At 51.0% G+C, this 13,995-nt stretch carries 10 protein-coding genes; 2 read left to right on the top strand and 8 right to left on the bottom strand.

The features are described from left to right. Positions 1-13: 13 nt before the first annotated feature. From FTT63_RS04615 to FTT63_RS04645, 7 genes are all read right to left on the bottom strand, one after another. Complete coding sequence (locus FTT63_RS04615) at positions 14-1,516, bottom strand: UvrD-helicase domain-containing protein (protein WP_127801104.1); 1,503 nt, start codon at positions 1,514-1,516, stop codon at positions 14-16. Positions 1,517-1,527: 11 nt separating this feature from the next. Then, positions 1,528-2,313, bottom strand: a complete 786-nt coding sequence (gene hisIE / locus FTT63_RS04620) for a bifunctional phosphoribosyl-AMP cyclohydrolase/phosphoribosyl-ATP diphosphatase HisIE (protein ID WP_127801103.1) — start codon at positions 2,311-2,313, stop codon at positions 1,528-1,530. Positions 2,314-2,462: 149 nt separating this feature from the next. Further along, positions 2,463-3,539: a patatin-like phospholipase family protein gene (locus FTT63_RS04625; RefSeq protein ID WP_005181814.1), complete on the bottom strand. Its 1,077-nt coding sequence runs from the start codon at positions 3,537-3,539 to the stop codon at positions 2,463-2,465. A gap of 195 nt (positions 3,540-3,734) precedes the next feature. Continuing rightward, entirely contained in the window at positions 3,735-5,354 is a 1,620-nt protein-coding gene (locus FTT63_RS04630) for an AarF/ABC1/UbiB kinase family protein (protein WP_104471778.1), read from the bottom strand. A 12-nt stretch (positions 5,355-5,366) separates the two neighbouring features. Continuing rightward, on the bottom strand, positions 5,367-6,038 hold the full coding sequence (locus tag FTT63_RS04635) for an SCP2 domain-containing protein (protein ID WP_104471776.1): 672 nt from the start codon (positions 6,036-6,038) through the stop codon (positions 5,367-5,369). Positions 6,039-6,057: 19 nt separating this feature from the next. Then, positions 6,058-6,999 carry a bifunctional demethylmenaquinone methyltransferase/2-methoxy-6-polyprenyl-1,4-benzoquinol methylase UbiE gene (gene ubiE, locus FTT63_RS04640; protein ID WP_005181822.1) on the bottom strand — a complete coding sequence of 314 codons (942 nt, stop codon included), beginning with the start codon at positions 6,997-6,999 and terminating at the stop codon, positions 6,058-6,060. Between the two features lie 207 nt (positions 7,000-7,206). Continuing rightward, positions 7,207-7,911 carry a hypothetical protein gene (locus FTT63_RS04645; protein ID WP_127798531.1) on the bottom strand — a complete coding sequence of 235 codons (705 nt, stop codon included), beginning with the start codon at positions 7,909-7,911 and terminating at the stop codon, positions 7,207-7,209. 207 nt (positions 7,912-8,118) lie between these two features. Between FTT63_RS04645 and FTT63_RS04650 the strand changes: the two genes are divergently transcribed. After that, a complete protein-coding gene (locus tag FTT63_RS04650) occupies positions 8,119-9,543 on the top strand; it encodes a phosphate--AMP phosphotransferase (protein ID WP_127798533.1) in 1,425 nt (474 codons plus the stop codon). Between the two features lie 74 nt (positions 9,544-9,617). On the opposite strand, the gene FTT63_RS04655 is transcribed toward FTT63_RS04650, so the two are convergent. Continuing rightward, a complete protein-coding gene (locus tag FTT63_RS04655) occupies positions 9,618-10,124 on the bottom strand; it encodes a hypothetical protein (protein ID WP_005181834.1) in 507 nt (168 codons plus the stop codon). Between the two features lie 181 nt (positions 10,125-10,305). On the opposite strand from FTT63_RS04655, the gene FTT63_RS04660 reads away from it, so the two are divergent. Beyond that, entirely contained in the window at positions 10,306-13,992 is a 3,687-nt protein-coding gene (locus FTT63_RS04660; RefSeq protein WP_163146185.1) for an exodeoxyribonuclease V subunit gamma, read from the top strand. Positions 13,993-13,995 lie beyond the last annotated feature (3 nt).

The raw sequence follows: 13,995 nt of genomic DNA on the forward strand, positions 1-13,995 counted from the left end.
TCACCTGCATGCTTTAACCCACCGCCTTACGCAAGGACACCGGCATCTGCTGTTTCAGCTGTTGCACCAGATCGTAAATATGATGGATATTTAAGCTTACTTTAGCACGTGTGCAGGCCACGTACAGTAATCGTAACTCTTCATCACTAATTTTATGATCACGTTCATTGACCTTGAACTGATAGTCATCTTCCAGATGCACGCGGTCCCATTCCAGCCCTTTGGCTTTGTGCGCGGTTGAAATAATATAGTCCGCCTGACCAATCGGGGTGATTTTGGCCAGCGCCATTTTCAGCGGATCGGTACCATGATCATCCACCAGTTTTACCAGCGGCTTAATGTCGCTGCCTTCATTGGTTTCGCAATATTCATGTACATCGTGCCAGGAGTTAAACCAGGCCAGTTCCGGCACATCGGTGACGCGGCGGCCCTGTTTCAGCATACTGGCAGCATCGACAAAACGGTTCAGTTTGACATGGTCGGCCTGCAGGCTGACCTTGTCACCATGTACCAGACCGGCCAGCAGCAATTCCATCGCCCGGGCATTGGTGCGGCATAAAATCGCATCGCGCTGTTTGGTATGCGGCTTGTTCACCACTTTGGAATGTAAATCCGGGTTGCCGAGCAGCGGCACGGTTTCATTTAAGCCGCCGAGAATGGCATTGGCGGTCATGGCGATGTCCGGACCAAAACGGAATGAGGTGGTTAAGCGCGACTCCGGCAAAGGCAGTTGCTGCATGGCGTTGATGGCACCGCGCCAGGCATAAATTTGCTGATGGGCATCGCCCACATAAATCACCTGGGTGTTGCGTTGTTTGAGCAGAATCCCCAGCATTAGCGGGTCGGCATCTTGCGCTTCATCAAACAGCACATAATCGGCCGGAATATTCGGTTCCGACAGCGCCCACAGTTTCAGGTAAATATCATGACCGATTCCGGCCTGATGGTTCGGATCAATTGATTCCAGCCAGCGCCGTTCCACTGCCGGATACAAATGTTTTTGCAGCAGCTCGGCATCATCAGGGTGCAGCCAGTTCGGTGCCTGAATATGCCGTGGTGCCGGATATTGCGAGCTGGTCGAGCAGAAATAGCCAACGGCATTGGCCACCAGACTGGCCAGCCTTGAAGGCATCAGCACATATTTTTCATAGCGGCCACCCATCATCCGGCGCAGGGTAATCGGTTCGAGACGATATTCCTTGGCAATAAAACTCGGACTCAGGCGCGGCAGGCGCAGTTTGTCGGTGACTCCACGTGGAACACTACGGAAGGCCAGCGAGTGAAAGGTGCGACAATCGACATTGCGATGAAACTTGTGTTGTGCTTCTGCAGCAATGGATTTGTTAAAGGCCAGATACATGCCACGCCGCTCCGGCATGGCTTCACTGATCATCTGTAGGGTAGTGGTTTTCCCTGTGCCGGCATAGGCAATCACCTTGAAGGATTTACCCAGACGTGCGTTATCAATGGCAGTGGCCTGCTCATAGGTGGCGGTCGGTTTCTTCAGCTCAGACACAGGGCGACAGCTTAAGCCTGAGTACGGTTGGCTTTTTCCACCAGACCGGATAAGCCCTGACGGCGTGCCAGTTCATTCAGAATCAGTTGCGGGTCCAGATTGAAATAGCCGAGCATGACCAGGCTGTGGAACCATAAGTCAGCCACTTCATAGATCAGGTCATTTTTATTGTCTTCATAAGCTGCAGCCTGATATTCCTTGGCTGCCAGAATAGTTTCTACGCTTTCTTCACCAACTTTTTCCAGAATCTTGTTCAGGCCTTTGTGATACAGCTTGGCCACATACGAAGAATCCGGATCGGCGGCTTTACGTTCAGCCATCATTTTGCCTAAATAGCTCAGAATTTCGACCTGTTCAGATTGCGCAGTGGAGGCATTCATGGCCAAGGTGTGCGGATTGCTGGACTTCTCGCCATAAATCGCATTCGGGTCTTTCAGCTGCGCATCAACAATTTCCCAGCCATTCGGAGTCAGTTTGCGATAGAAGCAGGATTCACGGCCAGTATGGCAGGCAATGCCGCCATGCTGTTCAATTTGCAGGATAACCACATCAGCATCGCAGTCCAGACGGATTTCATGCACCGTCTGGAAGTGACCGGATTCTTCACCTTTGTGCCAGAGTTTGTTGCGTGAACGGGAAAAATACACCGCCTGATTTTTTTCTGCGGTTAAGGCCAGCGCTTCGCGGTTCATCCAGGCCACCATCAACACCCGACCGGTTTGATGATGCTGTGCAATGGCTGGCACTAATCCCTGTTCGTTAAATTTTACTTCATCGAGCCATTGCAAGTTATTCATGAGTATGTCACCAAAATTTGTTCAGAAAAACGAGATTTACGCCAGTGCGCAAACGCTATAGTGTACGGTATCTGACCGGCTTGCAGGAAAAAATCTTTGCCTATTTTCGCTCAGGATGTTACCACTCTAACATTCATTTATCGTCCTGTTTAAAGCGGCTGTAACACCTCCGGCAAACACTGCTTTTCGACCAGTTCTAAAAACTCATCGCCCAGACGCTGACTTTCCGCAATACATTGCTTCCAGAGCTGAATGCGCTGTGCCTGATCCATGCCTTTTAAATTAAAGTCTTTACGGTCGGGTAGGCGGCCCAAGGGTAAAGACTGTAAATATTCGGCTGATGGTGAAATCAGCAGGGTTCGTGCATGATTGTCCGGATTGGCTTTGCGGTGTTTCAGCATTTTGTCGAACCAGCCTGGGGTAATGCTATCGGTAAAATGCGGATACAGCACCAGTCCCTGACTCTGAAACGGCAGGTCAATATGATAGTCAATCAGGCCGCCATCGCGGTAGCTGCCCGGCGCTTCCGGAATATCCCGAATTGCGGACATCACGCCCGGAATTGAGGCCGAAGCCATCAGCCAGCTGGTGACATTGTCCGGCGTTAGCGCATGATAATGGGTAAAGAAATCATCCTGCACCTGAAACTGGTTGCCTTGAGCTGGCTGGCTGATCACGCGCTGCATAAACAGGCGGTTGTGTTTGCGCGCCAGTGCATTGCCGCTGACAATACCAGCCACCGAGGCCAGTAGGGCCAGTGCACGGTCACTCTGGAAAATGTGCTGCGCTTTTACCGAGAGCACGGTCAGATGATAATCCGGATGATCGACCAGCTGCTGTGCCTTGCCATCGACCAGATTCAACAGCATATCGCGGCAGACATGACTGACGTCCTGCCGTGACATTTTTTTATGAAAGCTCAGATTGGTATATAAGTCTGCCAGCCGTTCGGTACCTGCTTTGGCGCCCCAGGCCAGAATGCTGGCAAAACGCCAGCTGCCAATTGAAGAACCAATCAGGGTGCGGCGCTGCGCTGACTGCGGCAAAAACTCGCCAAAAATGGCCTGATCCAGTCCCTGAATACCAATACCTTTTGGACCACCGGCAGCACCCGGAATCATATCGACCTGATCGGGTTGTAGGCCCTGCTCGGCAATCAGCTGCCGGGCCAGATGACCGGCACGAAGGGTGAGGGCAGGTGGTCGTTTTTGCAGAATCTGGATCATGGTCAGGAAGAAAAATAAACAGTTGTCTGTATTTTAGGCCAGTGACCAAGGCTCACAAGGGCAGGAATGTTCACTCTCTGACTGCTCAGTCATCCGGTATGTTATCTGCAATTGCAGGCCATAAAAAAACCGGTCATGTGACCGGTTTAAATAATGGAGGAATATAATGATTCAGGAAACTTTGCCCATTTCGCCTTATTTGGCCACGCGCCAGACTGCCAGAATACTGGCCAGCACAATCAGAATGACTGAGACAAACCACGGTGAAATAATCGCAATCGACAGCAGAATCGCCATTACGCTGCCAAAGATCCAGCTGCGTTTTTGCTGATGTTCCATTTGCAGACGCATGCTTTGCAGTTCATTCAGCTGTTTGGCATGCCAGGCCGACTGGTTTTTCAGGCCGTTTAAGCTGTCGATCATCAGGGTCGGTAAATCCTGCGCACCCAACAGTAGGTCCGGAATTTTTTGTCCCAGCTCTTTCAGGTTTTTCTGCGGATTCATTTGTGCCTTGACCCAATCGGTGAGGATTGGTTTGGCCAGACTCCAGATGTCCAGTTCCGGATACAGATCGGTGCCCAGCCCTTCAACATGCACCAGCGTTTTGAGCAGCAGCATCAACTGTGGAGGAATTTCCAGATGGAAACGGCGGGCAATATCCATCACTTCAATCAGAATACCGGCAAAGTCCAGCTCATGCATGGGTTTGGAGACCATCGGTCCTACCGTGCGGCGCATTTCACGTGCCAAAGCATCCTGATCAGTGCCCGGTGGAATCCAGCCAGCCTGATGCACAATCTGGATCAGCTGCATAAAGTCGCTGTTCATGACCGCCAGTAACATGCGCGCCACGGTCATCTGGTCGTGCTTGGACAGCTCACCCATAATCGCGCAGTCCAGCGCAATAAAGCGTGGGTTTTGCGGATTGATAGTTTCTACAAACACATTGCCCGGGTGCATGTCGGCATGGAAGAAGTTGTCGCGGAACACCTGGGTAAAGAAGATGGTCAGGCCTTTTTGCGCCAGATCGGCGCGGTCCATACCCAAGCGGTCAAAGGTGGCCACATCGGAAATTGGTACCCCGGTAATCCGCTCGGCCACCATCACATCTTTGCTGTCCATATACACTTCCGGCACATACATCATGCTGGAGCCGGTGAAGTAATGACGCATACGGCGGGTATTATCGGCTTCTAAGGTCAGATCGAGTTCTTTCAGGATAATCTGGCGATAGTCCTGAATAATTTCGGATAAATGCAGCGCGCGTGCCGCTTCAAGACGTTTTTCCAGAAAATGGCCGAGCCATTCCAGAATTTCAAAATCCTGCAGAATCTGCTGGCGGATATTAGGACGGGTGACTTTGACCACCACTTCGCGGCCATCGTGCAGGGCAGCGGTATGCACCTGGGCAATTGAAGCAGCTGCCAGCGGCTGCTCATCAAAACGCGCGAACAGGGTGTTGACATCGGCCTTTAAGGATTCCTGAATCCGCATTTGCGCGACATCGGAACCAAAGGGTTTGACCCGGTCCTGCAGCAAGACCAGCTGCTGTAATACTTCAGGTGGAATCAGGTCACGACGGGTCGATAACAGCTGACCGAGTTTAATCGCCAGTGGTCCCATATCTTCCAGCGCCTGTTTCAGCTTGAGCGGATTTTTCCGTTCCTTACTGGACCAGGCCGCCGGATGCATCCGGATCAGACTCAGAATATGGCGGGCTTTTTCTGGTAATTCTTCCGCAGGGAACAACGTGTCGAGTCTATAGTGCGCAGCAATACGCCAAAGTTCGATTAAACGTGAAACGTGCGGAATCATAAATCTCTTTACCTAGTCGTGTGAATCTGGAGTGTCTTCAAGCTGCTTGCGGAGCTGTTGAATCTTGGCCTCTACGCGGTCGATATTCTGGTTCAGGATGCGGGTATCCTGTTGCAGATCATCCATTTGCCAGCGCGGTGCAAACAGGCCGGAATCTTCTTTCAGGGCATCTTCGGCGAAAAACAGCTGACTTTGCAAGGTTTTTTTCAGCTGCTTGGGCGCCAGCTGGATTTTACCCAGCTCATGTGCCAGTGTCGGGCCAACCCATGGCGACAGATGCGCGGCCAGATCGGGTTCGGCCTGCTCGATAATACGCTGGATGTCCTGTAGCAGCTTATAGTCGCCTTGTACCGGAATGGTGCCGACATCATCGGCCAGCAGCAGTTTCAGCAGTTCCACCACATTCTTGACCTGCAAGGTGGCGGTGGCTTCACTGAGCTGCTGTTCGCGCTCAAACGGGCGCTGCTCGAAAATAGACGGTTGGGTTGCCTGTCCGGTAACGGTCGGCTCCAGACGCACCTTGTTTTCATCAAAAAATACATCTACCGACAGTTGCGGCGCATCCATCACCACGCGCAGGGTTTTGCCCTGTAGCTGGTTCAGCTGGATGCGGGTAATCGCATCCAGATTAATGACATGATGGATGCATCGTTCAACGGCACCTAAGGCCAGAATCGACCACATAGTAGTGTCCTTTTCGGAATTAGAGTTTAAAACCGCGGTGCACCGCCACAATACCACCGGTCAGGTTGTGGTAGTCACAGTTCTGGAAGCCGGCATTTTCCATCATGCCTTTCAGGGTGCGCTGGTCTGGGTGCATACGGATTGATTCCGCCAGATATTTATAGCTTTCAGAATCATTCGCCACCAGTTTGCCCATGATTGGCAGTGCAGTGAACGAGTACAGGTCGTACAGTTTCGAGAACGGTTCAAATACCGGTTTTGAGAATTCCAAGATCAGTAAACGGCCGCCTGGCTTAAGCACGCGGTACATGGCTTGCAGTGCAGCATCTTTATCGGTCACATTACGTAAACCGAAAGAAATGGTCACCAGGTCAAAGCTGTTGTCAGCAAAAGGTTCAAGTGTTTCAGCATTGGCCAGGACGAAATCGACATTGGTACAGCCGGCATCAATCAGACGGTCACGACCGACATTCAGCATCGATTCATTAATATCTGAAAGGACCACATGGCCGCTTGGACCAACTTCACGGCTAAAAACTTTGGCCAGGTCGCCGGTACCGCCCGCAATATCCAGTACGTGCTGGCCACGACGCACACCCGACATGTTAATCGCAAAGCGTTTCCATAAACGGTGAATACCAAAAGACATCAGGTCATTCATGATGTCGTATTTGCTGGCCACCGAATGGAACACTTCCGCCACTTTCTGGGCTTTTTCTTCGCTGTTTACGGTCTGGTAGCCAAAGTGTGTGGTCGCGCCGACATTACCGGTATTGGCGCCACGTGGCAGGTTGTATTTTGGAATGCTGCCCGTTACCGGAGTATCGGTTAGGCGCTGTTCTAGAGACTGCTGCTGACCTTGTGGTGCACCTTCCGGTAATGGCGAGGTTAAGAATGGGCTCACTTTGTCTGTGTTGGTTGCCGTTTCTGGATGGGTAGGCTTTTGCTCTTCATTAGACATAGTGTCACTCCTAACATGAAAATCGGGTTGATGTGGCAGTGCAAGCATGATGACAGATTCTTAGGCGTTGTACAGTCATCGGCCTGCAATTGTCAGGAATAAAATACAGAAAATTGAATTGTTATCCTGATGAACGTGAATGCATATTCGTTTTACTGCTGTTTTTGTACCAAATTTTGGCCATCACATGCAAAAAATTATGTGGCTTTATTGAAAGGGCTGCGGATCTCCCCGATGCACTTTGTCAATAATCTGGCGTTCAACTGCGGTAAATTCACGGACAAATTTTTCTGCAGATTTCAGCGGTTTCATGGCCACAAAACCATCTTGCATAAACTCGTACATGATATCGAAATTGTATTTATGCGCGGCGCCTTTACACATTTTAAAGGCGGTATAAACCATAAAGGAGCGCATGTATTTGTCCAGGCTTTTGCCCAGTTCATCCAGCATGTCCAGCTGTTTTAAACGCGCGGTGCCCTGATCGAGCTTTAAATAGGTCAGGCGCATCATCTCGTCGCTCAATGGCGTCTGCGCCGGATAATCCTTTAACAGCTGAATGGCAACCTGTTCATCCAGTTGCACTGCTAAAATGGCCAGGGCTACCCCGGAGGTGCCGGTTTTAATGGCATTTTCCGGAATCAGTTTTTCTGCTTTATGTGCGTATTTGGTCAGGCGCGCAATCTGTCCGGCCAGCGCATCAAAATCGGGGCCGCCGTATAAACGGTTTAGAAAATATTCGGCCATCAGCATATTATTTTTTTCGGCAAAATGCGGGGCATGGGTGCGTTGCATGCGCTGTTTCTGCCACAGCTGCACTTCCTGCAAACGTGTGAAAATTTCCGGCTGGCGATGATATTCAAATTGATTATAAAGTTCTAAAAGGTCATCTAAAACCGCAAGTTTGGACATGGAGCGTCTCAATTGTTTTGACTTAAGCGGCATTCTAAAGCCAGTTACATGCACAGGCCATGACAAATTGGTGACAGATTCAGGATCATCGGGTCAGTTTGCACTAGAAATAGACAAAATCAGACAGACGCGCTATACAAAATCATCAGCCGCCCGGCCAGCAGGCTGGTTATACTGAACGGAACAATAAAACAAGAGTGTGTGCCTATGACCGAGCAGAACCTGCAAACAGAATTTCAGTTAATGGATGAAGATCAGCTGTCTGTCGAGCTGATTGAAGCACAATATGCCCTAAAAGACAGCCGCGGTCAGAGCAATGCCAAAAGTCTGGTGATTCTGGTCAGCGGCATTGAGCTGGCTGGCAAAGGCGAGGCGGTGAAACAGCTGCGTGAATGGGTCGATCCGCGTTATTTGCATGTGAAGGCCGATGCCGCACACCTGTTTGATTTCAAAACCAGTTTCTGGCAGCCCTATGCCCGTTTTATTCCGGCCGAAGGGCAGATCATGATTCTGTTTGGCAACTGGTATAGCGATCTGCTCAGCAGCGCCACCCATGTCTCGAAGCCCTTTGATGACAGCCTGTTTGATGAGTATGTGCAGCGTTTTCGGGCCTTTGAACAGGATTTAAAAAACAACCAGGTCGATGTGGTCAAGATCTGGTTTGACCTGTCCTGGAAAACCCTGCAAAAACGCCTGAACGAGATGGACCCGAGCGAAGTGCGCTGGCACAAAATGAATGGCCTCGACTGGCGCAACAAGAAACAGTACGACACCTTGCAAAAGCTGCGCCAGCGTTTTACCGATGACTGGATTATTATTGATGGTGAAGATGAGCAGCTGCGTGACCAGCAGTTTGCCCAGCATGTATTACAGGCTTTTAAAGATTGCCCGGAGCATCCGAAAACTGTTGAGCAGAGCTGGCAGCAGGCGCCCATTCCTGAGGCCTTGCTCAATCCGGACAATGCCGCGCTGGAGGAGGGCGACTATAAAGCCGAACTCAAAAAACTTAGCCGCAAAGTGGCCGATGCCTTGCGTTTTGATGACCGCAATGTGGTGATTGTGTTTGAAGGGATGGATGCCGCCGGTAAAGGCGGTGCAATTAAACGGATTGTGAAAAAGCTGGATCCGCGTGAATACGAAATTTATACCATTGGCGCACCGGAAAAATATGAATTACGCCGGCCTTATTTATGGCGTTTTTGGACCAAGCTGCAACCAGAAGAAAAAATCTGTATTTTTGACCGTTCCTGGTATGGTCGGGTACTGGTGGAACGGATTGAAGGTTTTGCCAGTGATCTGGAATGGCAACGTGCGTATGCGGAAATTAACCGCTTTGAACAGGATTTAACCGAGCATCAGACCGTGATTATCAAGTTCTGGCTGGCGATTAGCAAAGATGAGCAGGAACAGCGTTTTAAAGCGCGTGAACAGACTGCGCATAAACGCTTTAAAATTACTGAGGAAGACTGGCGGAACCGGAATCGCTGGGATGATTATTTAAATGCCGCAGCCGATATGTTTGCCCATACCAGCACCGAGGATGCGCCGTGGCATATTATTGCCACCAATGATAAAAACAGTGCCCGGATTGAAGTGCTGAAAACCATCTTAAAACAGCTGAAAGCTGATTAAGCCGGCAGCAAACAGGCATGAATCCGCTATAAAAATGCCGGTCACTGGACCGGCATCAGATTGAGGAAAAAGGCTTAGCCATTGACCACCTGGGTCTGTTTCTGCTGGATGCCTTTGGCAATCTTATAGCTTTCTTCCACATGCGCTTCGGCGACTTTCTTCATGACAAAATAGCCCAGGCTGGCCGCCACCAGCTGTCCGCCTAAAGGAATAAATTTGGTGACTTGCTTCGTGATCACTTTCGCGGCAACATTGTTCAATGATTTTTTGACGGCGGTACGTGCCACCACCAAACCGGAAAATTCAATGCCGCGTTTACGCAGTTCCTGCCAGTGAATCTGCTTGGTTTCCGGGTCATAGACACTGACCTGTTCCGGCGACAGGCCAAAACGGGCATTAATTTCAGGAATCAGTTGTGACAAAATACCGACGTCAATCACGACATCTAAAAATGGAACCGGAATGACCGCCGCGCCTGCGGACACGTAGGCCCGTTTTTTGACCAGCTCCAGACAGTCAGCACGAACTTGCTCTAAATTTAAATTGGGGTCAATCGAGTTGGGAATCTTGTCTATTTTCATAATATTAAATACCTTAAGCGGTGTATCGATTTTTTTATTGAAGCACTATTAAGGTACGTATTTCAAAGCATTTTTGAATCGAACCATGAGCTAAAAGTGACATAGGCAACTGCAAAAGTATAGTAATGAATCTTTATGGTTTTGTAGATATCATGGCAAAAGTTTAACAGGGTAGAGCGTTATGGGGATTCATGTCATTCAAAGTCAGCGTGTCGATGTACTGGTCGAGGCGATGCTGAAGACAGTCCGTAAACCTGCAGCGCATCCGCTGGAGGTATTAAAAACCCAGCACTTTATTGTGCCGTCCCCTGCGGTGGAAGCCTGGTTAACCCAACGTCTGGCCGAACATCAAAGCATCTGTGCCAATACCGAGTTTCATCACCGGATTCGCGGTTTCCAGTGGAGTGCCTATCAATGGGTGCTGCACGATCAGAAAGACTTGGTCCGTCAAGCCAATATTCCACGAATTATCATTAAATGGCGCGTATTTCAGGCGCTAAAAGAATTTATTCAGCCGGAACAGAATCCGCTAGCAACCAGCCATGCGCTGTTTCCGATTATCCAGCGGATTTATGCCAGTGCTGACCGGCTGGAACAGCCGCTGGAACGCCAGCTGAAAAAACAGAGCATGCTGTACTGGGTGGCCGAACAGGTATCCAAACTGTTTAGCCACTATATGACTTATCGTGGGCATTGCCAGAAAGGCTGTGGCGAGCAGTGCCGCTGTCCGACCAACTGGCTGATGCAATGGGGCCGTGATCAGGCCCTTGATCTGGAGCAGATGTTCTTTAAAACCGACAGCGAAGTGTCGGGCTTTATGCTGCAGCAGGCAGAAGAACTGGAGGCGTGGCAGCGCTGGCTGTGGCAGGCAGTTTTTCATGAAGATTTTGAGCAGATGCAGCAGATTGACCAGCTGTTCTGGCAGGCGCTGGGCAGTCCGGAGCAGCCGGGCAAGGCGCTACGCAAATTACCGAAACAGCTGGTGGTATTTACCTTGCTGGACTTGCCGCCGCAGCAGTTACAGTTCCTGCGCCGTTTAGGTCAGTACATTGAAATTTTTATCCTGCATTACAACCCTTCACAGGAGTACTGGGCCGACAGCGTCGATCCGAACTGGAAGGCACGTTATGATGCGCGGGTGAAACAGCGTTTTCTGGCGCAGCATCCACAGGCCAATGATGCCGAGATTGCCCAGTTTTTCGAACAGTTTACCCTGCATTTTAATGCCCAGAACCGCGAGTCGCGTCATCCCTTGCTGACCCGTCTGGGCAAGCAGGCACGCGATCATTTCTCCTTACTCTCTGCCTTATCTTCCGGTGAAGAAGGCGTCTGGGCCGATCTGTTTATTGATGACTATCAGCCCAGCTTATTGGGCAAGCTGCAGGCCGATATCCTGTATTTAAATGAACCGGCCGCGCATCAATATGCTTTAGAGCAGCATGATGATTCTATTCAGATTCATGTCTGCCATTCCAGTCTGCGTCAGCTGGAAGTGTTAAAAGACCAGCTGCTGCACTGGCTGTCGCAAGGCACGAAAGAGCAGCCGCGCCGGCCAAGCGATATTCTGGTTTTGAGTCCGAATTTAAAAGAGATCGAACCTTTAATCCGCAGTGTCTTTGCGCCGCCACCGAGTGCGCGTGATCTGGGCAATCCCTCACATGACAGCAGCCGGCTGGCCCAGCACGGCGTGTATTTGCCAATTCAGATTGCCGGGGTCAGCCAGCTGGATGTCAGCAATGCCTGGCGCGCCGTGGCTGGCCGGATTCGTCTGTTACAGGGCCGCTTTAGTCTGGATGAATTTGCCGATTGGCTCGGGCTAGCGGCCAGTTTGCAGCGTTATGAGCTGGACATTGCCCAGCTGGAGCGTCTGCTGGAGCTACTCAGTGCTGCCGGTTTTAAACGCGGTTTTGATGCCGAGCATTTGCAGCGCAGCCTGAGCGCCGATGATCAGGATTATCGCTTCAGCTTTAAATTTGCGCTGGATCGTCTGGCGCTGGGGCTGGCCATTCCGGAACATACCCTGTTTCAGGATACGCTGTGTTTTGCCGAGGTAATGCCGGCCGATTTTGAACTGATTGCCAAACTGATCCAGATTTATCAGGACCTGGCCGAGCGCCGGCACTGGATGATTGCGCATGAACGTGGCGAGAACACGCGGGCCGAACAGTGGCTAAAACGCTTAATGCAAGACATTGACGAGTTTAGCGCAGCTGGTGTCACCGCGCTGGAAAACGTCTATAAAATCATTAAAAAGCAATACCGTATGCTGACTTTGGCCAGCTATTATGATGAGCAGGACCGGCATGCACTGGCGGCCTTAAGTCTGCCTTTGCCGTATATATTGGAAGAAATTGAAGCACAGCTGGCAGCACAACTGGAACAGGCTGAACCAAGCGGCCAGATTACCTTTTGCCAGCTGGGCCAGCTGCGTCCGCTGCCGTATAAACTGGTGGTGATGCTGAATCTGGACAGTGGCAAATTCCCGAATCGTAATGTGCAGCTGCCATTCGATTTAATGCAGTTGCTGAAACCGCAACTGGGTGACCGCTCGCGTCTGGAAGATGATCAGGGTGCATTTTTGGATGCACTGCTATTGGCGCAGGACAAGGTCTGGCTGTTTTATAACGGCTTTGATGTCAATGACGGGCAGGTGCGTGATCCGTCCAGCATCTTGCAGGAGCTGATTCAGCATCTGGCGCTGATTGTTGCCGCGCCGCAGCCCGAGTCTGCGCTGAACCAGACCGTGAGTATTGACGGGATTGAGGTGCCGGAGCAGTTGCGTCAGCTGTACTGTGTGCACCGTTTACAGCCGTTTGATCCGCTCGGTTTTGAATCCAGCGAGATCATCCGTTTTCAGGACCAGTGGTATGCAGTGGCACAGCAGATCCGTCAGCCGGGTGGGCAGCGCAGTCACTGGGCCAATCAGCCTTATCCTTTATTGACCCAGGATTTGCAGGTGCTGGACAGCCAGCAATGGATTCAGGACATGATTTTCCCGGCGCGGCTGTATTTAAAAAGTGTCGGGGTGGAAAACCTACGTCCGGAACAGCGCAGCGATCAGGCCGAGCCGTTATTGCTGGATGGTTTGGGTCGCTATACCATCCGCGATTTTCTGAAACAGCAGCACGATACGCCCGATCCGGCACTGTTACAAGACCGCCTGCCGATTGGCAAAATTCGTGAAGGCAGCTGGACCATGAGTCTGGTCGAACAGCAGCAGCTACAGGCCCGCTTGCAGCAGTATGCACCGAGTGAAACGACTATCACCCGACAGGTCTGGAAAGTGCGTCCTGACTTGCACATCCGCCTGACCCTGCCAAAACAGGGCGCCGAGCGCTGGGTTAGTCTGGAAGCGTCCAGTGCGCGTGCCAAACGCCGTACCGCACTCTGGCTGGAATATCTGCTCTGGCTGGCCTATCTGAATCTGGGTGATGGCGGCCAGCAGCATCAGCGGATTGTGGTATTTAGTGATGATACCGTCTGCTGTGAAGGAGTCAGTTCCAATCAGGCCAGACAGTGGCTGGAACACTGGTTTAAGGCTTGGGACTATGGCCAGCGCCAGCCTTTGGTGCTGCCATCGGCCTTGCTGCTGAAAGTGGCGGAAAAAGGCAAGCAGCATGAATGGGAACCCGATGCCGAACAGCGTATGCAGCTGAAAGATCTGGAGGGGCTGTATAAGGACTGGAATGATTCGGGCCAGTTTAGTGCCTTTTCGGTGGCCGACAACGAAGCCTGCAAGCATCATCGTGACTGGCAGTTTATTTTGCAGGAGCAGGATGCCAGTTTATTATTGGCGCATGCCTGTGAACAGTTTTCCTATGATTTATACCAGCCGATTTTCTGGCACCAGCAGACGCTTGAGGAGTAAATG

Origin of the sequence: Acinetobacter sp. C15 (assembly GCF_013420645.1) — a bacterium.
In the GTDB taxonomy this organism is placed as follows: Bacteria; Pseudomonadota; Gammaproteobacteria; order Pseudomonadales; family Moraxellaceae; genus Acinetobacter; species Acinetobacter indicus.